Annotated in this window: 16 protein-coding genes; 6 read left to right on the forward strand and 10 right to left on the reverse strand. The window is 58.7% G+C overall.

Going from position 1 to position 22,111, the window contains the following annotated elements:
* Positions 1–19 precede the first annotated feature (19 nt).
* The 3 genes from ICI42_RS00785 to ICI42_RS00795 are packed head-to-tail and all read right to left on the reverse strand — an operon-like array spanning position 20 to position 2,861.
* Positions 20–1,303, reverse strand: coding sequence for a TRAP transporter large permease (locus tag ICI42_RS00785; protein WP_188162642.1), 1,284 nt, complete (start codon positions 1,301–1,303; stop codon positions 20–22).
* Complete coding sequence (locus ICI42_RS00790) at positions 1,300–1,896, reverse strand: TRAP transporter small permease subunit (protein WP_188162643.1); 597 nt, start codon at positions 1,894–1,896, stop codon at positions 1,300–1,302. The genes ICI42_RS00785 and ICI42_RS00790 overlap by 4 nt, the downstream gene beginning before the upstream one ends.
* Positions 1,897–1,928: 32 nt before the next feature.
* Complete coding sequence (locus ICI42_RS00795; protein WP_188162644.1) at positions 1,929–2,861, reverse strand: TRAP transporter substrate-binding protein; 933 nt, start codon at positions 2,859–2,861, stop codon at positions 1,929–1,931.
* 238 nt (positions 2,862–3,099) lie between these two features.
* On the opposite strand from ICI42_RS00795, the gene ICI42_RS00800 reads away from it, so the two are divergent.
* Entirely contained in the window at positions 3,100–3,993 is an 894-nt protein-coding gene (locus tag ICI42_RS00800; protein WP_188162645.1) for a LysR family transcriptional regulator, read from the forward strand.
* A gap of 82 nt (positions 3,994–4,075) precedes the next feature.
* On the opposite strand, the gene ICI42_RS00805 is transcribed toward ICI42_RS00800, so the two are convergent.
* The gene (locus ICI42_RS00805) at positions 4,076–5,491 is read right to left on the reverse strand and encodes a class I SAM-dependent methyltransferase (RefSeq protein ID WP_188162646.1); all 1,416 of its coding nucleotides are present in this window, start codon (positions 5,489–5,491) and stop codon (positions 4,076–4,078) included.
* A gap of 314 nt (positions 5,492–5,805) precedes the next feature.
* On the opposite strand from ICI42_RS00805, the gene ICI42_RS00810 reads away from it, so the two are divergent.
* Positions 5,806–7,713: a hypothetical protein gene (locus ICI42_RS00810; RefSeq protein ID WP_188162647.1), complete on the forward strand. Its 1,908-nt coding sequence runs from the start codon at positions 5,806–5,808 to the stop codon at positions 7,711–7,713.
* 22 nt (positions 7,714–7,735) lie between these two features.
* On the opposite strand, the gene ICI42_RS00815 is transcribed toward ICI42_RS00810, so the two are convergent.
* Positions 7,736–11,074, reverse strand: coding sequence for a rhamnan synthesis F family protein (locus tag ICI42_RS00815; protein ID WP_188162648.1), 3,339 nt, complete (start codon positions 11,072–11,074; stop codon positions 7,736–7,738).
* A gap of 408 nt (positions 11,075–11,482) precedes the next feature.
* Here ICI42_RS00815 and ICI42_RS00820 point away from each other — a divergent pair, with 408 nt between their 5' ends.
* Both ICI42_RS00820 and ICI42_RS00825 read left to right on the forward strand, forming a co-directional pair.
* Positions 11,483–13,285, forward strand: a complete 1,803-nt coding sequence (locus ICI42_RS00820) for a TRAP transporter large permease (RefSeq protein ID WP_230980117.1) — start codon at positions 11,483–11,485, stop codon at positions 13,283–13,285.
* A gap of 14 nt (positions 13,286–13,299) precedes the next feature.
* Complete coding sequence (locus ICI42_RS00825; protein WP_188162650.1) at positions 13,300–14,301, forward strand: TRAP transporter substrate-binding protein; 1,002 nt, start codon at positions 13,300–13,302, stop codon at positions 14,299–14,301.
* A 52-nt stretch (positions 14,302–14,353) separates the two neighbouring features.
* Here ICI42_RS00825 and ICI42_RS00830 read toward each other — a convergent pair whose 3' ends face one another.
* Positions 14,354–15,313: a YihY/virulence factor BrkB family protein gene (locus tag ICI42_RS00830; RefSeq protein WP_188162651.1), complete on the reverse strand. Its 960-nt coding sequence runs from the start codon at positions 15,311–15,313 to the stop codon at positions 14,354–14,356.
* 243 nt (positions 15,314–15,556) lie between these two features.
* Between ICI42_RS00830 and ICI42_RS00835 the strand changes: the two genes are divergently transcribed.
* On the forward strand, positions 15,557–17,353 hold the full coding sequence (locus tag ICI42_RS00835) for a diguanylate cyclase (RefSeq protein WP_188162652.1): 1,797 nt from the start codon (positions 15,557–15,559) through the stop codon (positions 17,351–17,353).
* Between the two features lie 24 nt (positions 17,354–17,377).
* Here ICI42_RS00835 and ICI42_RS00840 read toward each other — a convergent pair whose 3' ends face one another.
* The 4 genes from ICI42_RS00840 to ICI42_RS00855 form a co-directional block, all read right to left on the reverse strand.
* A complete protein-coding gene (locus ICI42_RS00840; RefSeq protein WP_188162653.1) occupies positions 17,378–18,394 on the reverse strand; it encodes an NADP-dependent oxidoreductase in 1,017 nt (338 codons plus the stop codon).
* Positions 18,395–18,604: 210 nt separating this feature from the next.
* Complete coding sequence (gene pcaF, locus ICI42_RS00845) at positions 18,605–19,813, reverse strand: 3-oxoadipyl-CoA thiolase (protein ID WP_188162654.1); 1,209 nt, start codon at positions 19,811–19,813, stop codon at positions 18,605–18,607.
* Between the two features lies 1 nt (position 19,814).
* Positions 19,815–20,486 (reverse strand): 3-oxoacid CoA-transferase subunit B, encoded by a 672-nt coding sequence (locus ICI42_RS00850; protein ID WP_210316916.1) that lies wholly within the window; start codon positions 20,484–20,486, stop codon positions 19,815–19,817.
* On the reverse strand, positions 20,486–21,202 hold the full coding sequence (locus ICI42_RS00855; RefSeq protein ID WP_188162656.1) for a 3-oxoacid CoA-transferase subunit A: 717 nt from the start codon (positions 21,200–21,202) through the stop codon (positions 20,486–20,488). The genes ICI42_RS00850 and ICI42_RS00855 overlap by 1 nt, the downstream gene beginning before the upstream one ends.
* A gap of 129 nt (positions 21,203–21,331) precedes the next feature.
* Here ICI42_RS00855 and ICI42_RS00860 point away from each other — a divergent pair, with 129 nt between their 5' ends.
* Positions 21,332–22,108: an IclR family transcriptional regulator domain-containing protein gene (locus tag ICI42_RS00860; protein ID WP_188162657.1), complete on the forward strand. Its 777-nt coding sequence runs from the start codon at positions 21,332–21,334 to the stop codon at positions 22,106–22,108.
* The last annotated feature ends 3 nt before the right edge of the window (positions 22,109–22,111 follow it).

Here is a 22,111-nt window from a genome sequence, read left to right on the forward strand (position 1 = left end):
TCTGGGGATGGCACGGGCATCAATTCAGCGTGGCCGGCAGCCAGAGCGCCAGTTGGGGAAAGACCATCAGCAGCACCATGATCGTTACCATCGCCAGCATGAAAGGCGTCGCCCCCCAGGCAATCTCGCTGATGCGACCCGTGCGTCTGATGCCCTGAATGACGAAAAGGTTGATGCCCACCGGCGGCAGGATCATACCCGCCTGCATCAGCACCACCAGCATGACCCCGAACCAGACTCCGTCGAAGCCGGCCGCGAACACAACCGGCGCGATGACGGGCACTGTCGAGATCATCATCGCCATCTCGTCCATGAAAGCGCCAAGGATGAGATAGAAGACGATGACCGCGATCATCAGGCCGAGCGGAGGCAGATCATAGGCTGTCACGAGATTGACAATCGCGGTGGTCAGGCCGACCGCCGTCATCACGAAATTGAGGAAGAAGGCAGCGACCACGATGAGCATGATCATGCCGGTCGTCTTCATCGTGTTTTCGACGGCGTTGACGAACATGGCGACGCTGAACCGGCCGCGAACCATTGTCAGGACCAGCGCTGCGACGACGCCGAGTGCTGCCGATTCCGTCGCGGTGGCCCAGCCGACATAGATCGAGCCGATGACCACAATGAAGATGAAGATCGGCGGCAGGAATTCGCCAAGCAACGCGATCCGCTCAGGCCAGCCGACGCGGACTACGCGCCCGCCGAGACTCGGACGCAGCGTGCAGGCAAGCGCTACGACGGTCATGAACATCAGCGCCAGCAGGACGCCGGGGATGATGCCGGCGAGATAGAGCCGCGGGATCGACGTGTTGGTGATCAGCCCGTAGACGATCAGGTTGATCGACGGCGGGATCAGGATGCCGAGCGTTCCGCCGGCCGCCAGCGTGCCGAGGAACAGGGGAGGGTTGTAGCCATACTTGGTCATTTGCGGCATCGCTGTGGTGCCGACTGTCGCGGCGGTGGCGACGCTCGATCCGCACATGGAGGCAAAGAGAGCCGAGGACCCAATATTGGCATGCATCAAACCACCGGGCATCCAGGACAGCCAGGCGGCGACTGCGGCATACATGCGGTCGGCGATACCGGAGCGTAGCAAGATTTCGCCGAGCAGCACGAAGAGCGGGATCGAAACCATCAGGAAACTGGTGGAGGAACTCCACGCCACTTCACCCATGGCGCGCGTCAGAGGCAGGACGCTGTAGAACTCGGACAGGCCCATGCCGACCAGGCCCAGACCTATGGCGATGGGCAGGCCCAACGCCAGCAAAAGGATCATCGCGCCGATGGCAAAGGCGATCATGACTGTGCTCCCTTCTCGCCCGCATTGCGCTGTTCGGTGTCCGCAAGCTCAGCGGAGAGTTCCGTCTCGATGTCGGGCGCTCCGGCCAGCCGCCCGACCTGCTTCCAGTCGCCACGAAACAGCGCCGCGAGGCAGCAGCAGAGAAGAATGACCGCAACCAGCAGGAACCAACCCAGCCCTGCCACCCACATTGCCTGCGGCACCGATTTTGGGATCGCCAGCGAGCTCTGCGAGGAAGCGCCGAAGCGGATGCTGGTCGTCAGCACCTCAGTGGCGAAATAGAGCATGGCCGACATGAACAGCACTGTGCCGGTGAGGCTCAGAATATCGAACAATGCGCGGCCCTTGTCGCCGAAATGCGAATAGACCGTATCGATGCGCACATGCGCCTTGTCGAGCAGCACGGCGCCGAAGCTCCAAGCAGTGCCGACGGCGAGCGCAAAGCCCGCCAGTTCGTCGACCCCGCCAAGCGAGCGCCTGAACACCTGCCGCATGACGATCTCGACCACGATCAGCGCACAGGCGATGACGATGAGGAACCCGCCCGCCAGCAGGATGTATCGGGAGATGGCGCGCAGCCCCTTGAGTGGCATGGTCCTGGCTCCGTTGCCGCGCGCCGTCTTCGTCACTGCGCCTTGGCGGTGAAGCCGAGGGCTTTGCCCACGGTCTCGTTCCATTGGGCGACGCAGGCCTCGCCGCAGCGGCCGGCCCAGCGCGGCAGGATGGTCTCGGTGACCATGCCGGCGAGCAGCGCCTTGTCCGCGTCGGTCACCTCGACCAGCTTCATGTTGGCCTTGATGCCTTTGGCGCATTCGCCGATGCCGGTGTTGCAGTTGACGCCTTCGGTGGCGACGCCGGCCACATGCGCCCACATCTCGTCCTCAAGTTTTCCGAAAGCTTCCGTGAGAAAGGCTTTCGTCGGCTCATCCAGCGAGTTCCAGGTATCGAGATTGATTGCACTGAAATAAGGCGACCAACCCAAAACGAGCGGAAACAGATGATCCGTCACCTCCCACCACTTGGCACTGTTACCCGGACCTGTCCCGGTCACGCCGCAATCGGCGGTGCCGTTCTGCAGGGCGGGCACCACCTCGGCGAAAGAGAGGTTCACCGGCGTTCCACCCACCGCTTCAACGAAATCGGCGAGCGTCTGGTTGAACGTGCGGATCTTCTTGCCCTTGAGATCGGCGACGCCCTTGATCTCGCCCTTGCAGAACAGAACCTGCGGCGGCGACGGCCACATCATCAGAAGATGGGCGTTGAAATTTTCCTGCATGTTCTTGTCGATGACGGGACGGTAGGCATCGACCGCCTTGCGCATCGATTCAATATCGAGAATGGCACCTGAAAGATCTAAACCGTCATAAAGCTTGAAGTCGCCGGCCACGAAGCTGACCGGGCCTGTGACAATATCAGCGATCTTGAGCCGCAGCAGGCGTAACGTCTCATCGCCCTTGAGGCCGAGCGTGTCGAGGCTGTTGAAATCGGCGGTGATTTTGCCGCCGGAGAGATCAGGCATAGTCTTCTGCCAAAACGGCTGTTCGACTGCGGTAGTCATGGTCACGTTGCTCCAGCCACCGATAACCTTGAGCCTCAGTTCTTGAATGTCTTGAGCATACGCGGCGCCCATGCTCGCGGCGGTGATTGCGAGGGATAGGAATGCCGAAGTGAGTTTCTTCATTGTTGTTCCCCTTGCTGCCATCCGCTGCAGCAGCAGCGGCTTTTATCGAAACTGGCACAACAAGATGATTACTTCTAATTGATTTCACGCCTTGAGGTGATAGGCTACTCCTATCATGAGGCTCACACTTGCCCAGATCGAAACGTTCTATTGGATCGCTCGGCTCGGCTCGTTCCACGCAGCCGCACGCCATCTATGCGTGACGCAGCCATCGGTTTCCGGGCGAATCCGTGAGATGGAGCGTGATCTAGACTGCGCATTGTTTGACCGCACCGGTGGGCGGGCGCGGCTGACGAAGGCTGGCCGGTCGATCCAGCGCCACGCGGACCAGATGCTGTCGCTGGCGCGCGAGATTCAGAACGAAACAACCACGGGAAAGCTGCGCGGCCTGCTTCGCCTTGGCGTGGTGGAGACGGTGGCGCATATCGCCCTTCCCGGTCTGATCCGCCAACTCAACACTACAAGGCCGGAGCTTCGTATCGAGCTCGCAGTCGATGTCGGCGCCATGCTGCTCAAGCAACTAGACGAGCGGCAGCTTGATGTGGCCATCACTACAGATGCGAAAGTGTCCGATGGCATCACTGTCTATCCCCTCGGCGAAGTGGACTTGGCATGGCTCGGCCCAGCCTCCCATCCACTCGCCGGCAGGGTCCTAACGCCGTCTGCTCTCGTCGACGAGGCGATTTTCACACAGCCGGAACAATCCACTATCGGCCAGTCGATCCGGCAATGGTTCGACGCCGGTCAATGTAGGCCAAAATCGCTCAGCAGTTGCAACTCGCTGTCCGTGACAAGCGAACTGGTCGCTGCCGGACTTGGCTTCGCAGTCATGACGCCAGCCGTCTTGCGGGACGATATTGCTGACCGTGTCGTCAGGTTCGAGGCTAGCCCGCCGATCCCGCCACGAACGCTGTCTGTTGCAGCATTGACCGAAACCTGGTCCGCTGACGTTGAATTCATTGCGAAATTTGTGGTCGACGCGTTTCGGGACCAAGCTGCGCTTCGTTAACCCGGCTCCTTTGCAGTTGAATTGGGCATTCGAACGTTTTTGCCTGTTCTTGCTATTATTTTTCCGGAAGGTACCGGCGCCGTCAGTCTTTACCCTCCTTTTCCTTCAGCAGATTGGTGAGGGCGGCGATTTCAGTGAAGCGTGATTGGAGACGACGCTCAGCCTCGTTCTTTTCATGTTGCAGAAGCGCTCGGAGACCTTTCTCGTTGTCTCTCTCAGACACAGCCGCCTCCAATTCCGCCTGCAGCTTGTTAGCCCGTCCGCTTTCCAAGGTGTAATTTTCAGCATCGGCCTGATATCGCTCAGCGAGCGCTTCGTAATGCGCGACATCTGCGGTGAGCTCGTCCAGTTCGATCCTCAAAGTCGCTTCTTCTTTGACAAGCTCTGAAACACGGAGCCGCAACGATGCCAGCTCGTCGTCATTCCGCCGAATGACGACCGACTTTGCGGCAAGCTCGGAAAACAATCGCCTATTTTCTTCAGAAAAAACTTGCCGCTCGCCCATCACTTTAGACAAGTCGCTTTGAAGCACCTTATTCTTGTCGGAGATTTTGAATATGAGCGCCTTAGTGTTTTCAATCTCTCTGCCGTGCGATTCGATCAAAGCCGTTTTCGCCTGCAAGCCGCGGGAGAGTTGCTCCCTCTCCTGTACGGCATGTCTCACCTCATGCCTGAGGCTGATGAGCTCATTTTCCATCGTCGAGAACGGCTTCAAACGCGCCTCAAGTTTTTCATTCTTGTAAGCATTCAGGCACGAGCCGCCTAATGTGGAGAACTGAATGTTGAGGTCCCGCCGGGCATTATCGTTCTGTCCAGCCTCAAACAAGGACTTCAGTTGTGGCGTCTGATCCGCGCCGAACCCAACCACGCCAAGTCCATGGCCATGCGTGAACTCGAATGTGGGGTAACGTTCCGCCAATTCCTCGAAGAGCTTGTAGACGCCAAAATCTTGTTCCCGCACATTCGTGTCGTGAAACAAGACTACGGAACGGTTAGACAGCTTGTCTTTCCAGCGATCAAACTCATCTTTCGCGGCGTCATAGCTATGTAGCCCGTATATATGAATTAAATCGATACTTTTTTCGGCAAAAAAAACTGCGGCGTCATCGAAGCGCGAACGCAAAATAACCGAGATATTCTCGTAATTATCGCGATTATAGTGACTGACTGACTTGAAAATCTCTTCTCCGCTGAGCCCGTCATGCTCATCGCTATCCCAGCTATCGACCGCGAAAGCCTTGCAATCCAGGCTCAGTCTCTCGATGGCCTGGCAGTGAGCAAAGTATGATACGCCCCAATGGCTACCCAACTCGACAAAGACGTTCGGCCGGAGGGCCTGAATGAGCCAGAATGCAAAGGGAATGTGCTCGATCCATGCCGACATGGCGAGATATGAAGGCCGCATGAAAGCCAGCGACCCAAGCGGCATCAAGTTGTCAAACGATCGACCTTGCGCAACCAGGTTTGGATCGGAAAGATGGGCTTTATTTCTTTGCATGTTCTACTTCTGCTATAAGTAATTCGGCCTACATCACGGCGGCAACTCTCTACATCCCTTGCCTAAAAAGAATCCGTCCGTTCAGCAGGCATACTAATATCATAACAATCGAGATGCCGGATTCGATTTTCTAGATCAAAAACCGCCACTTCGAAAAGCCACTCCAGCGAGTGCATCGGAGCTGAATCACCAAACCAACAAGAGCCAAGCCTTCCCAAGGGTTGTCTCCCAGCCCCTCGCTTGCAGTTCGATAGCCTTTCAGCCAGAAGTTGGATCAGAACTTCAACACTCAGCGAACAAATACATTGGCCAGAATGAACGAGACGACGCGCCGACTATTGCTGTTCTTGCTGGCATCATCCTGGCTCTTGACCGCGATCTACAGTGCGACGACGCCGTCATCACTCGCTCCAGACGAACGGCATCATTTTTCTTACGCTTATGGGATCTATCAGCAAGGCCTGACACCGTTTTTCGACCGCTCGGCCATCAAGACGGATCAGGGCGAATACAACCATCTTCGACATCCACCGGCCTATCATTTTCTTCTGGCTGCCGCGATGGAAGTCCTTCACATAGACAAGGATTTTACCGCGGTTCATTTGAGTACAAACGATTATAGAGCCGCCTTGCGGGCGGCTGCCATTCCCCCGTTGCGCGCAATATCGCTCGGCCTCTATGCCATCCACCTGGTGGGCCTCTACATGCTGCTTTCCTTCCTGGTGGAAAGGCGGCTTCTGACAAACCTTGCCGCACTCGGTTCGGCGGTCTTGATCCTCTTCATCCCGTCGAGATTGTATATTCTCGGCGCCGTGAACAATGATGCTCTCGTGGCCGCTGTATGGCCATTCCTGGCATCATATGGCTTGCGATCGATGGTTCAGCCTTCACTGCCCACCATGTTGATGCTGGTGGCCACGACAGCGTTGGCTGCGATGACGAAAATTACCCTCGTTATTGTCGCGATCCCGTTTATCGCAGGCGCCGTTGTGGCCGAAACTGCACGGTTTTTCGCGATGGGCGTGCAGGCGCGCCTTGCGTTCTGGTTACGGGAGATGCGTCTGATCGGGCTACGCCATCTTCCGCTCGTCGCTTTTTTTGCTCTCTCGGTTTCATTCACCACAGCATATTATGCGAACCTGGTCATCCAATACGGCTCGGTAAATCCCAGCTACACGCAGATTTATGATTTGCCCGCCTCGGATAACATCTTCCATTTCGACGGACCCGCCGAGAGAGACTGGCAGTCGATCGCGAGAGATGTCATCCGCAGTTCATGGAGAACGACCACCGGCATATTTGGCCACAGCCATACGTACGTAACAGGGAATACTTCAACCGAACTTTTGCTGGTCGAAAGCGCTTTTGGGGCAGCTTTGTTGGGGCTGCTGGTGCTCTTTTTCCTCCATCGGCGGACAAGCTCCCCAAATGCCCTTATCGCGCTTGTGCTTCTATCCGTACCGATCTTGTTTTGGTTGATCTGGATCCAATGGAATGTCGGCAACTGGGCCATAAACCGCCATCTGGGAACCCAAGGCCGCTATTCGATCGGTGCGTTGGAGATCGGCGTGATCGCTCTCCTCCTCGTGTGGTCGGCTTATGCTCTGGACAGCAGAAGGCTGTCGCGTGTCATCGGATGTATCGGCATTGTCGGTACGGTGCTGGTGCTTTTGCCAGTCTTGACGAAGCCGTTTTTTTACGCACGGCAAAACGACCATCTTTATTTCGCGGCAAAAATGCCAGAAGCGATTCAAGCGAAGCTTCTGTCAGAAGGCTTCCGGCGTGTCGAACTGACGGCCGTAAAACCAAAAAGCTTTGCCACTTCAGGCTTTCGCGAGGCGCTCAATCGCACCCATCATAAAAACCTCTTCATCGTCGATCCGGATGGGGCAAAAATGCGCGGTTTGCTGCCGATCTTCGAAGCGGAGGGCGCGGCGGCGGTCGAAATTGCTGTCTGGACGAGAAGAGGGCCCAGGGAGACGGATTTTCAGCTTGAGCTCAACGATTCGAAGAGCCGGCCGCTGGCATCTGCCAAACTGTCGCTGGGGCCGGATATTGAGGTTAACAGGGTTTGTCTGGAGGCGGCACCGGGGAAGTTGGCGACAGTCTTGTCGATAACCCGGGACGGACCGGCACCATCGCGCTGGGAGGCGTTCTGGAAAAATACCGTTCCACCCTATTTGCTGGGCGCGTATGTCAAGCAGGTGGAACGATGCAGGTAAGCCAGGGCAGACTGGCTTACCTTCAGGACAAATGACGACGAAGTGCTGCGCGAACCTTCTCGATATCGATGTACCAGCTCCGTTTGTCGCGGTCGGAAAAATTGTCCGTCTTGGTTCCGAACACGACATCGCAGCTTCCCTGGGTGACCCTAGAAATGAGCAAATCGTCCTTGGCGTAAAAATTCGCCGGAGCGATGATCAGCTTCTTTCCGCCCCTCTTTTGAAATGCCGCCAGATACATCTGACTCCCGACAGGCCCCGCAAGGTGGGTGGAAGTGGCAGCCATCTCGATCTGTTCTTCAACGGTCAACGTTTCCGGCGCTATGATCTCATAGCCGAACTCGGAAAAACAGGCTGCGACCTTTTCCTCATTCAACAACGGTCGCTCGCCGATCTTCTGTCGGGTTAGATACACCCGCCGTGTTGGCGCACGTGACGAGACGCTGTCGGAAATGGTCGCCCACGTCTTTCCTTGGAGCGGGCTGATCCATCTGTGCGATCGTATGCTCGGCGTCGGCACATACAGGCGCTCCACTCTGATGCCTGTGGCAGGCGCATGGACAACCCGTTCGAGATCGATACCCGCATGCTGCAGGAACACCTGATGATAGTCGCGCAGTCCCGGCTCGAAAACGAGATACTTCATGTCATCCCGAAATGCCTGGGAAACATGCAATGGCCAGACCCGGCTCAGGCCTTCAAGAAGCGAATGGCCGAAATGGGGCTGCAAGCTTCCCAGCAGCATGTATTTCCCGTCCAGGACATCATATTTCGGGCTGCGCAAAAGCTGCCATTGCTCTTCATCGACCTTTTTCAATAAATTATTCGGTATCAGCCCCTCGCCGTTCCAGACGCCAAATGTCGACTCCAGCAGATTTCCATCCCTCGTTAAGAACAGCTGTCCGGACTCGTGATAGTCTGGATATGTACGACTGATCAGACCTCCAAAACATATCGCCTGATGAATGCAGGATATTTCGATGTTCGCCTCCCATTTGGAAGCGATCCAACGAGACGGTATCCAGTTGGACACCGACACCCCGTTCGCCAGAGTGTTCGTTTGAAGATCGGCAATATTTGCCGAACTGCCACGGATATGATCCGTCACTGAAACATCCGGCTCATCGACAACCCGATGGACGAGCAAGGAGCAATCCGAGTTGGACGACAAGAGATCCTCGACTGTCTCAACTGGCGGCAAAGATATGACCCGGCCGAGGGTGCCCGCGCGTATCGAACCGTCATCTCTGCGGTGTCGCGACAGCATGACCTCTGGCCCAGTGCCGTGGAAAAACAAACGAAAGCCCGGGTAATCGCGGCACGAATACCCATCGTCGAGCAGGGGCTGTGCCTGGGTCCCGGATGCTCTTAAAGCGTAATTGACGCTCAGCTGATCCCGCTTGCTTTTCTTTTGAATCTCGCACCACCAAACGTCGGCAAACGCCCTTGCTCGCCCGTCCCGGGCGTTGAAAATCATGAAGTTCGTCTCAATCAGACGGTCTTCTTCCAGATCGATGGTCTTGCGATATCCCTCCACCTGCTGCTGCACGACGTTCTGGTCGTCGAGTTTGCGGGCAGTTACTTCTTTCGCTTCATCCAGATAAGTCATTCGAGTTGGGTGGTAGATGACCCCTACCGCCGCGTCAGAGTCTTCCATCTTCGATATGAATTTATCCAGCGACCCTCGAATCTGAACATTCGAATCCACCCATATCAAGTAGTCGTAACCCTTGAGCAGACGCAGCAGATTGGTCTTTACATACCGAGCCACGCGCCGTGGATCATCATTCAAATAATCCACGGTCCTGATCTCAAAGACGTCGTATCCATCGATACGGGCATCCGAAAAGCAGAAATAATCCACGTCGGGGTCGATATGCTCGGGCAATTGAAGCACATCGTAGTCGCCGATTATGGCGGTGGCGACCGCTATGCGAGCTCGCCGCTCCGGCCTTTTTCGGGCATCGATATAAGACTGGACATCGGCAGACCGGTCAGGTCTCTCGGTAAAAGTCCGCTCACGCGAATAAAAATTGACGAGATTATACGCGACGTCGGTGTACCGGGCTTCCGATTTATAACCAAGCTTCAACGGTAAAAGCCCAAAAAGCCGCTCCACCGCGTGCGCGGTGGTGCCATCGATTTGGCCGCTCTCCGCATCGAAATCCTCAAGGGACAAAACGCCTGTCAGAAGCGGCATGAGGGCGGCTGTTCGTGCCCAGAAAAAAGACCCCGCAGGATAATTCGGGCAGTCGACAGGTGCGGTGCCGAGCCGCATCTTTTCAACTATGCCGGTGACCTTACCGTAATTCCGCCCCCAGCTTGGCTGCAGCCGCAGTGTGGGATAATAAGGCGGGAAAACTGCGCCCAGTTTCTCGTCCTCGAAGAACGCATTGAGTACTTGGCTTACGGTATCGCGATTGCCGCAGACACAGTGAAGGAGGTATCGCCGCCAGCCAACATGCGCCGGATTGTGCAGCGTTCGCTTCGAATGAATGTGCAGGACCAGATCGAATTCGGCGATTTCCCTGCCGAACTCGACCAGGAACGGTGCGATATCCCGCCCTCGATTGGGCGTTTCTCTTACGATGATGGTCCGGACATGCGGCAGGTGGTTTCGCAGACGATTTCGAATGTCATCGATTTGAAATCGATCAACGGTTAAAGACACAAAGAGAGTAAAATCGACCGGAATATTGATAAGACTTCTGCACATTTCCTCGAGATACTCCTCGTAGAAAACATGCATATGCACAACAACGGACAAATTGAATTCATCCCGTATTGCGGTCGCCTCATCAAAGTGAATTATATTTTCTGTCGATGCTCCATATTCTACATATCCAAAGCGTCGATAATCACTAATGATACTTCCTCCCCTCTTGGAGGGAAGATATCCGAGCGCGCTTCCAATATTACAGTAATGAATTAATGGGGATTCGTTGTAATTTTCCGAGGCAAGATATTTCTGGTGATACCAGACAGCGTCGAAGTCTTTGGCCGTTTCCGATATGGCATTCGATGGCCGGCCTTCTTTAAAACCATAGGCGAGATAGTGAGCGTGTGGGTCCTTCTTGACCCTCGCGACGTCTTGATTGCGCTTGAGATACCAGCTGCGATCAAAGGAAATATTATTCCGCTTTATAAAATCGAGTAATGGCAGCGCGTCTCTAGCACCTGTCAGGTTTGCCATTTCTTCTGGCAGGAATGCATCGCTCGGTCTGCGGCCCAAAAACGCGCCGACATAGAGATAGTGGTCGAGTGGATCGAGGGCCGTCGCTTTCACATCAGGATATCTTTTCGAGTACCATTCGCTGTCGAATAAGCCGGACTCAAAAACGCACCTTTTCACGTCGTCCACTTCAGAATGCCTCGTCTTCTAAGCTTTCGATGCGCATAGAACAGTCAGTAGTGCTCACAATCTGTCCTCATCTTATGTCTCCGAATCCTGGAAGTCTAACGCAGCACGTCGAATTTGGCGGGATTCTGCCGGGTTTGGTGGATGACTTCGAAGTGCTTGGCTTTAAGCACGACGGAGGGGGTTTTCTCCGTCAGCGACAGCCGTGCTGTGCGATCGAGACATCGGCGAGGTGGATATCGGCACAACCGTTTGCTATGGAGATTCGCATCTTTTACCGCGGTGGAATCGCCAGTTGTCCGAGCAAGGTCAGGGATCGACCATGAGTCCCGCATCGGTTCTTCGACAGGCCACCCCGCCCGCCGCCAAAGGTGGCTCCGGCCAGTGAGTGCGCCGGAGATTCCCGAACCGTTGGAACGGCCTCGAGCTGCGCCGCTCGCCCGGCACTGCCTGCGCGCCGTCGAGGCGGCGCTGGGCGCAGTTGTCGCCACGATCCTTGCCGTGCTGTTGGCCGTTGTGTTGTCCACCGTGGTTTTGCGTTACGCCTTCAACACCGGCGTGCTTGGATCGGAAGATCTGGGCATCTGGCTTCATGTCGCGCTCATCGCCTTCGGCGCACCCTTGGCCGTAAACAGCGTTCTCGCGATGCGGCTTGACGTGATCGCGAAGCGCCTGCCGGCCCAGCTTCAAACGGCAGCCGCTGTTGTCGCCGATATCTTCACCGTACTCGCCGGCCTCATTCTCAGCTTCGGAGGGACGGAGATCATGAGCATGCTTGGCGGCATTTCGCCGACGCTGGGCCTGCCCGAATGGATCCGCTTCGGCTTTCTCGGCATCGGCGGCGCGCTGATCCTGCTCGTATTGGTGTTGCAGCGCCTTTCCGAAGAAAAGGGCCTGGCGGTCTTGGCGGCGGTCATCGTCGGTGTCCTTTTCTACCTCGCCGCCACCCGAGTCACCTTCCAGGTCGCACTTCCGCCGAGCCTTGTGCTGGGGTTGATCGCGGCCTTTGGCTTGCTCGTCGCCGCACCGTTGCCGCACGCCTTCCTGGCCGCCGCCTATCTCGCCATCGCGTTTGGCAGCACATTGCCGGAGCCCGCTATCGTCTCCTCCACCGTCACCGGCATGTCGAAATTCCTGTTGCTCGCCATTCCCTTCTTCCTGTTGGCCGGCGGGCTTCTTACGGCATCGGGCGTCGCCAATCATCTTGTCCGCTTCGCTTCATCGCTGGTAGGGCACCGCCGCGCGGGCCTGGCACAGACCACGCTGTTGACCAGCGTACTGTTCTCCGGCGCTTCGGGGTCTTCCGTTGCCAACGCCGCCTTCGGCGCCTCAACCTTCCAGCCCGAACTGGTCAAGCGCGGCTATCCGCCCCCACAAGCCGGTGCGATCATCGCCGCCACTTCGGTGCTGGACAATGTCATCCCACCCTCGGTCGCGTTCCTGATCTTGGCTGCCGCCACCAATCTTTCCGTAGGCTCCCTGCTGGTCGGCGGCTTCTTCGCTGGCGGCGTCATGGCAGTCTGCCTCGCAGTTGCCATTCACCTGACGGTGCGTGAGCAGGTGCCGCAACCTCGAGCCAGTGGTCTTGAACGCCGGCAATCGGCCATCGCAGCCATCCCCGCCTTCGGTCTGGGCGTCATCGTCGTCGTCGGCATCCGGATGGGTATCGTCACCACAACCGAGGCCGCTGCGCTGGCCGCGTTTTACACCCTCCTCCTCGGTCTTGGAGCGCGGCTGCGCTTCGGCCCTTTGTTCGCAACATTCCGGCAGGCGGCAACCGAAGCGTCGGCAATCGGCCTGCTGATCGGCACCGCGGGTCCTTTCGCTTTTCTTCTGGCTGTCGACGACGTTTCCGGGCTGATTTCCAGCCTAACCACTATTCTCGGTGGCAGCGCGCTGGCCGTTCTCTTGTTGTCGAACGTCATCCTGCTGGCGGTCGGGCTGGTGCTCGATATCGGCGCGGCCATTTTGCTGTTCGGCCCCATCCTCTTGCCTTCGGCCGTGGCGGCGGGAATCGACCCGATCCATTTCGGTGTGATCGTCGTCGTCAACCTGATGATCCACGGTCTGACCCCGCCACTTGGCATGCTGGTCTTCGTGGTCAGTGGTGTAACACGGGTGCCGGCAACCGCGCTGTTCCGCGCCGTCATCCCCTATCTCGTCGCACTTTTGGCTTCGCTTGCTATCATTTGCGCCTGGGCGCTTATCGTCTAACGGACAGGGAGAACATGAACCTTCTGCATCGCCGATCCTTCCTCACAACCGCAACCGCTTTTGGCGCTGGCGCACTGTTTGCGCCGACCCTCATTGGACGCGCCCGCGCGCAGACGACACTGACCATTGCGTCGCTGTTCGGCGAAGACAAGCCGGAGACAAAAATCTGGCTGAAGATACGCGAGCTGGTGGAGGCAAAGCTGCCCGGCCAGTTTCATTTCAACATCGTCAAGAACGGCGCGCTCGGCGGCGAAAAAGAGGTCGCCGAAGGCGTCCGTCTCGGATCGATCCAGGCCAGCCTGTCCACCGTTTCAGCGCTTTCAGGTTGGGTGCCAGAACTGCAGATTCTCGATCTGCCGTTCCTGTTTCGCGACGGCGGGCATGTGCGGAAGGCGGTGCAGGGCGACACGGGCCAAGAGCTCAAGGGAAAACTGCTCGCCCAGAACTTCGTCGCGGCCGATTTCATCAATTACGGTGCGCGCCATCTGTTGACGAAGGAAGCAGTGACGCGGCCGGAGCAGATCGAGGGCAAACGCATCCGCGTCATCCAAAGCCCGTTGCACACAACACTGTGGAGCTCGTTCGGCATGACGCCGATCGGAATTCCCATCACCGAGACCTATAATGCGCTGGCGACCGGCGTGGCGGACGCCATGGACTTGACCAAATCCGCCTATGCCGGTTTCAAGCTCTACGAGGTCGTCCCCTATCTGACAGAGACCGGACACATCTGGGCTTCAGGCGTGGTCTATTTCTCGGCAAGTTTCTGGGACGGCCTGTCCGACGAGCAGAAGGCTGTATTCCAGGCGGCTGCGAGCGAGGGGGCTGCGCATTTCGACCAGCTCATTGTCGATGACGAGGCCATCTCGATTAAAATCGCCGGCGATCATGGAGGGCATGTCGTCCAGCCGGAAAACCGAGTGGCATGGGAAGAAGGCGCTCACGGCGTTTGGGAGCATTTTGCCGGGATCGTCGGTGGTATGGATAAGATCGAGGCGATCCAGAAGGTAACGTAAAGCTGCGAACCAACCCGGCGTGCCGTCCCTTGTCAGCGGATACGGTGCCTGATCATTCCATCGCCTTACCCAGCGTATCCGCGACATAGGCGCCGCGTTCGCCCATCGGCTGCGGCGCGCCGGTGGTGGAGTCGACGCGGGTCTGATGTTCCAGTTCGGCGTTGATCTGCGCGCCCATGATCACGATGATGACCGACATCCACATCCAGACCATCAGGCCGATCAACGTTCCAAGCGTGCCGTAGGTCAGGCTGTAGTTTGAAAAATTGGTGATGTAGTAGGAAAAGCCGAGCGAGGCGAGCAGCCACATCGATGTGGCGAAAAACGCGCCCCAGGTCAGCCAGCGCAGCTTTGCATATTCGCGGCTGGGACCGTACCTGTACAGCACCGCCATGGCGAAGCTCACCACGAGTATGATCAGCGGCCAGCGCAGAACCGCAATAACGACTTCCGTGAAACTGTCGAGCGAAAGATAGTGTAACATCGCAGGCAGCACGCCGAGCGCAAAGACCACCAATGCGACCAAAAACAAGGCGCTAAGTGTGAAAGCCATGACCATGGCCGTGCGCTGGAAGAAGCCGCGCGTCTCCTTCTCGCCATAAGCCACGTTCATGGCATCGAAAAGAGACGCGAGACCGTTATGGGCGCTCCACAACGCAATCGCCAAGCCGCCGAAAAAACCGATGCTCAAAGAGGACGTTCGCTGATTGACCAAAGCGGTCAGCTGGTTGGCAAGCAGGTCAATGCCGCCGGGCGGAAAAAGATCGGAGAGAAGGTTGAGTTGCCGGCCGATCGCTATCGGATCCGAAATAAACCCATAGAGCGAAACCAGCGCGGCCAAAGCGGGAAAAATGGCCAGCAGCAGATAGTAGGTCACACCGGCGGCAATTAACGAAACCTGATCGAAGAACAGCTTCCGCATCACGCGCCAGCCGACGTCCAACCAGCCCAGCGCCGGGATTTCCGCAGGAGATGAAGCCTCACGGCCGCGATGCTTTTCGTCGTTCGTCATGTCGTCCCGTGCCGTATTGCTCTGGCGGTGAACACACGAACATGGCTGCGGGTTCCAGCCCTCTCGCATCTGCGAGATAAACATCATGCAAAGCCTTTCGCAAGGACGAACGCAAAGGGCAGCGGCAGGACGGTTGAACGGCGGGCGCGTTTGCACAGCGCTCGACTTGTCAACGTGGGAAGCATAGGGAATATCCCTGTCAGCTATGTGGCCGCATGGCTGCGCTTGAGATCGAGTAGAACCGTGAGAATCAACCAGATCACCAACTGGGCCTATGGGGTAACCGTCGTCCTGACAGTGCTGTCCGGCACCGCCTTCATCCTGTCGTCGCGCAGCGCCACGCAGGAGCGCGTAGCGGTGGAGCAGCACCTGAAGCTGGACGCTCTGGCCGAGGATCTGGCGCTCGGCGCAGAGGAACGCAGCGATGAAGCGCGGCTTTACGTCATGCGCGGCGACGAGCGGCATCTCGCAGGCTTTTATCTCAAGGAGGACGCCGAGCGACGGCTGGAAGAGGCGATCGGAGGCGTCCAGCAATATGGCGTGACGCCGCCGGAACTTGCTCTTCTTAAGCAGGTCGAACAAAAGGCTGAGGAACTTGACCGGATCGAACTGGCGGCCATCGAGGCGTATCGCACGGGCGACCGGCAAGGCGCGCAGCAAATGCTCTTCGCAGACGAACATGTGCGCCTACAGACCGAACTTCTGGAAAGCGTCGACCAGTTCCGAAAGATGACCACGCAGCGCACGGAGTCGGCACTCGAAGCGGCACGACAGCGCAGCGACTTGCTGGGCTTTGCCGCACGTATCATGCTGACGATGACGGCGGCTGTCTTCATCGGGGTTCTCTACTTCGTGCTCAAGCGACGCGTTTCGGTGCCTTTGACCCGCATGACCGGCATCGTCACACGCCTGGCCAAGCAGGACTATGCGGTCGAAGTCCCGCTCGACATGCGCCGTGACGAAATCGGCGAAATGAACGATGCCATCCACATTTTTCGCGAGAACGGCTTGGAGCGGGCCCGGCTCGATGCCGAGCGCAGGCAGGACCAAGCCACCAAGGACCTGATCCTGCAAATGATGCACCGGCTGCAGGCCTGCCAGGTGCAGGCGGAACTGGCTGAGGTTGTGGCACGCTTTGCGCCGCAGATCTTCCCGTCCCTGGCTGGCCAGTTGTTCATGCTCAACGACAGCAGAACACAGCTGTCACTACTCGGAAGCTGGCTCGATCCGAAGAATTCAGCCTCCTCATTCCCTATGGGCGCCTGCTGGGGCCTGCGTCGCGGACATCCTCACTTGAGCAATCGCGGCGAGAGCGACATCACCTGCCAGCACCTCGAAGAGAACGCCCTATCGGGATTGTGCGTGCCGTTAATCGCGTTGGGCGACATGATCGGGCTTCTCTATTTCGAAGAGCGCTCGGGCGAGGCGTTCGAAGTCGAGCCCTCGCGTCTCTATCTTGAGCTGATCGCGGAAAATGTCGGACTGGCGGCGGCCAACCTGCAGCTTCGCGAGAAGCTCACCAATATGGCAATCCGCGATGCGTTGACCGGGCTTCTGAACCGGCGCTCCCTCGATGAGACGCTGAACCGCTATATCCGCGAACAGGCGCAGCATCCGCTGATTTGCCTGATGATCGACATCGACCATTTCAAACGCTTCAACGATCTGCACGGCCACGACGCGGGCGACGCCGTCATGCAATATGCCTCTCAGATCTTTGTCGATACAGTGAAGGATGCCGGCAGCATCTACCGTTTCGGCGGCGAGGAATTCACCGTTCTGATGCCGGATATCGATCATGCCGCCGGGTTCAAAATCGCGGAGAAGCTGCGTACCGCGATCAGCACCACGCCGTTTTCCCATCGCGGCCGCGTCCTTGGCCATATTTCGGTATCCGTCGGCATCGCCTCCTCGCCAACGGGAGGATCCGCTGCCACGCTGATGACGCGCGCGGATGCCGCCCTGCTCGAAGCCAAGAGTGCGGGCCGCAATGTGACGATATCGTCGGACCAGCCCAAGCTGGTGATGAAACAAGGCTGATCGTTGACGATCAGCCTTGTTTCATCAAGCGACCTTGATGATCAGCTTGCCGAAATTCCGGCCTTCCAGCAGTCCCTTGAACGCTTCCGGCGCATTGCGCAGGCCGTCCACGATGTCCTCGCGGTACCGCACGCGGTCCGATGCGATCCATTCCGACATGTCGGTATAGAACTGGCGGCGCTGGTCCATGAACTCGCGCTGGATAAAGCCCCGGATCGACAGGCTGCGCGTCAACACACTGCGCATGAGGGCGGGGAGCCGATCGGCTTCCTTGGCCTCCGGCGTATTGTACTGAGCGATCAGCCCGCAGACCGGCACCCGCGCGAATTCGTTCAGCAGCGGCATCACCGCATCCCAGACGTGACCGCCGACATTCTCGAAATAAACGTCGATGCCGTCCGGGCAGGCCGCAGCCAGTCGTTCGGCAAAGTCCGCCGCCTTGTGGTCGACGACGGCATCGAAGCCGAGTTCATCGCGCATAAAGGCGCATTTCTCAGGGCCACCGGCAATGCCGACGGCGCGTGCGCCCTTTATGCGCGCGATCTGGCCCACGGCAGATCCGACCGCGCCCGAGGCAGCGGCAACCGCGACCGTTTCGCCGGGCTTGGGTTGGCCGATGGTCAGCAAGCCCGAATAAGCGGTGAAGCCGGGCATGCCCATGATGCCCAGAGCTGTCGTGACGGGAACGGTTGCCGGGTCGAGCTTGCGCAGTCCTTTCGCATCCGCCACGGCAAAGCTCTGCCAACCGGAATGCGACAGCACGATATCGCCGGGCTTAAAAGCCTCGCTGCGCGATTCCACCACCTCGGCAACCGTGCCGCCTTCCATGACGTCGCCCAGTTCGACCGGCTTGGCGTAGGACTTCGCGTCGCTCATACGACCGCGCATGTAGGGATCGAGCGAAAGATAGAGAATCTTCAGCAGCACCTGCCCCTCGCTCGGCTCAGGCAACTGCGTTTCCTCAAAACGGAAATGTTCCGCCGTCGGCGCGCCTTGGGGTCTTTTGGCCAGCAAAACCCTTAGATTTTTGGTGTCGCTCATCATGCATCTCCCTGTCCGTTTTTTTTACGAGAGCAGCCCTTACACCTTCCTAGCAGAAAGCGCGCCTCCACTCGTCCGCATCGAACATAACGACTGCGCGGGGTTCTTCACACCGTCGGCGAAAAATGCATCAGCACTTTCACAAGGGTGCAAAGAAAAAGCCGGCGGTCGCAGCAACCGCCGGCTTCATCTTATCAAAAAATACTTGGCTCAGACGCGCTCGAGCGCCACCGCTATCCCTTGGCCGACACCGATGCACATCGTGGCAAGGGCGAGCTTTGCGCCGCGCTCCTTCAGCTCCAGCGCGGCCGTACCGGCAATGCGGGCGCCCGACATGCCGAGCGGATGGCCGAGCGCGATAGCGCCGCCATTCGGGTTCACATGCTCCGCATCCTCGGGGATGCCAAGTTCACGGAGCACGGCTATGCCTTGAGAGGCAAAAGCTTCGTTGAGCTCGATGACGTCGAACTGTTGCGGTGCGATGCCGAGGCGGGCGCACAGCTTCTTGGTGGCCGGCGCGGGGCCGATGCCCATGATGCGTGGCGCAACACCCGCGGCCGCACCACCGACGATGCGGGCAATCGGCGTCAGGCCGTATTTCTTTACTGCGGCTTCCGACGCCACGATCAAGGCCGCGGCGCCGTCGTTGACGCCCGAAGCATTGCCCGCGGTCACAGTACCGCCCTCTTTCTTGAACGGCGTCGGCAGCTTGGCCAGCGTCTCGACCGTGGTACCGGCACGCGGATGCTCGTCCTTGGCAACGACGACCGCGTCGCCCTTGCGCTGCGGGATCGTCACCGGCACGATCTCCTTCGCCAACCGACCGTTCTGCTGCGCTGCGACCGCCTTGTCCTGGCTGCGCACGGCAAATGCGTCCTGGTCGGCGCGGCTGACCTTGAAATCCTCCGCCACATTCTCGCCGGTCTCGGGCATGGAATCCACACCATACTGCTTCTTCATCAGCGGATTGACGAAACGCCAGCCGATGGTGGTGTCGTAGATCTCAGCGTTGCGAGAGAAGGCCGTATCGGCCTTAGGCATGACGAAAGGCGCGCGGCTCATCGACTCCACGCCGCCGGCGATCATCAGTTCGGCCTCGCCGGACTTGACCGCACGGGCGGCGATGATGAGCGCATCCATGCCCGAGCCGCAGAGCCGGTTGACCGTGCTGCCGGAGACCTCCTTGGGCATGCCGGCCAGAAGCAGCGACATGCGCGCAACGTTGCGATTGTCCTCACCGGCCTGATTGGCGCAGCCGAAGACCACATCATCCACCGCGGCCCAGTCCACCGACGCGTTGCGCTCCATCAGCGCCTTGAGCGGCACAGCGCCGAGATCGTCGGCGCGAACCGAGGACAGCGAGCCGCCGAAGCGGCCGATGGGCGTGCGGATGTAGTCGCAGATATAGGCTTCAGTCACTTCAAACCTCCGGTACGATAAGATCGGCCACTGTGTCGCCGACGACGAGTTCGGCGCCTGTCACCGCCTGCAATTCCTCGACGCTCATGCTCGGCAGCTTCTCGCGCAGCAAGAAACGCCGGTCAACAATGTCTATGACGGCGAGGCTGGTGTAGACGGTCGTCACGCAGCCGACGCCGGTCAGCGGCAGGCTGCATGACTTGACCAGCTTCGGCTCGCCCTTTTTGGTGACGTGGTCGGTGATGACGGCGACGCGCTTGGCGCCATGCACCAGGTCCATCGCGCCGCCCACCGCTGGCACGGAACCCGGCCCCGTGCTCCAATTGGCGAGATCGCCGGTCTCGGCAACCTCGTAAGCGCCGAGAATGGCAACGTCCAGATGCCCGCCGCGCACCATGGCGAAGCTGTCGGCATGATGAAAGAATGCCGCGCCGGGATTGAGCGTCACCGCCTTCTTGCCGGCGTTGATCAGGTCCCAGTCCTCTTCGCCGGCCGGCGGAGCCTCGCCGAAATCGAGAATGCCGTTTTCGGTGTGGTAGATGACCTCGCGACCGTCCGGCTTGAACTTGGCCACCATTTCGGGAAAACCGATGCCGAGATTGACATAGGCGCCATCGGGAATGTCCTGCGCTGCGCGCCAGGCGATCTGTGCGTTGGTCAGCTTGGCGGTCATCACTTGGTTTCCTCGCGCAACAGAGCCTCTTCCTGCTTGGGGTCCGAGACCTCAACGATCCGATCGACGAAGATGCCCGGCGTTATGACGTGTTCGGGATCGATGCCGCCCGGATCGACCAGTTGCCGCGCCTGCACGATCGTCGTTTTGGCGGCGGTCGCCATCAGCGGCGAGAAATTCCGGGCCGCCTTGTGGTAGGTCAGGTTGCCCTTGCTATCGGCCACCTCTGCCTTGATCAAGGCGACGTCAGCCTTGAGCCAGCGCTCCTGGACATAGTGCCTGCCCTCGAATTCCGCGACCGGCTTGCCCTCGGCAACCTGGGTGCCGTAGCTGGTAGGCGTGTAGAAGGCCGGGATGCCCGCGCCGCCCGCGCGAATGCGCTCGGCCAGCGTTCCCTGCGGCACCAGCTCCAGCTCTATCTCTCCGGCCAGATATTTCTCGGTGAATGCCTTGGGGTCGGAGGAGCGCGGGAAAGAACACACCATCTTTGCGACCATGCCGGCATAGATCATCGCCGCGATGCCGACCGCGCCGTTGCCGGCATTGTTGTTGACCACCGTCAGCGAACCCGGCGATCCCGTCGCCTTGTAGCGGTCGATCAAAGCGTGTATGAGCTCGATCGGCGCGCCCGCCCCGCCGAAACCGCCAATCATCACCACCATTCCGTCCTGAATGCCGGAAACGGCATCTTCGACGCTTGGACTGATCTTGCTCATCGTCGCTCCCAAAATCACCAAAAAGTTCGCATTGCGAACATTTGTTTTGTATGCGATACTTATTCTCGGAAGTTTTTGGATGTGTCAAGGACGATGTGCTCGGCCTCGCGCTCGAACGAAGGGTTTGGCATGAATATCGAAGCCGAAGACGACCGCTATACGGTAGGGTCCCTGCAGCGCGGCCTGGGCGTGATGGAAATCCTCGCCGCCTGTCCTTCGGGCCTGACGTTGACAGAGACGGCGGAGAAAGCGGGACTCACCCGCGCCGGCGCGCGCCGCTTCCTGCTGACGCTCGTCGCATCGGGTTATGCGGTTCAGAAAGGTCGGCAGTTCAGCCTGTCGCCGCGCCTGCTCTCGGTGGCACGCACCTGGCTGCAAGGCGCCTCGCTATGGTCCTATGCCGACCCTTTCTTGCGCGACGTCGCCATGCGCTTTCGCGAATCCTGTTCGGCGGCCGTGCTGTCGGGAGAGGACATCGTCTATGTCGCGCGCATTCCCGGCCGCCATATCCTGAGCGTCGCGCTGAATGTCGGCACTCGGCTGCCCGCCTGGTGTACGTCGCTGGGGCGTGTTCTGTTGTCCGACCTGCCACCTCCCGAACTCCGCAGCTTCGTCGCCTCAGCCCATCTCGAAGCGAAGACCGAAAAGACGATTGTCGATCCGGAAAAACTCGAAGCCGAAATCGCTGGTGTTGCGCAATCCGGCTTTTCCATCATCGATGAAGAGTTGGAGATCGGCCTGCGCTCCATCGCGGTGCCGATCCGTGACGGCACCCGACGCATCGTCGCGGCGATCAACGTCTCGACGCAATCATCCCGCTTCACCCCGCAGGAGATGGAGGACCAGATCCTGCCGGTCCTCTCGGACGCGGCGCGCTCCATCGAGGATTTCTTCGTCGTGCAGTAGTGC

The organism is Oryzicola mucosus (assembly GCF_014534685.1).
Classification (GTDB): Bacteria; Pseudomonadota; Alphaproteobacteria; order Rhizobiales; family Rhizobiaceae; genus Oryzicola; species Oryzicola mucosus.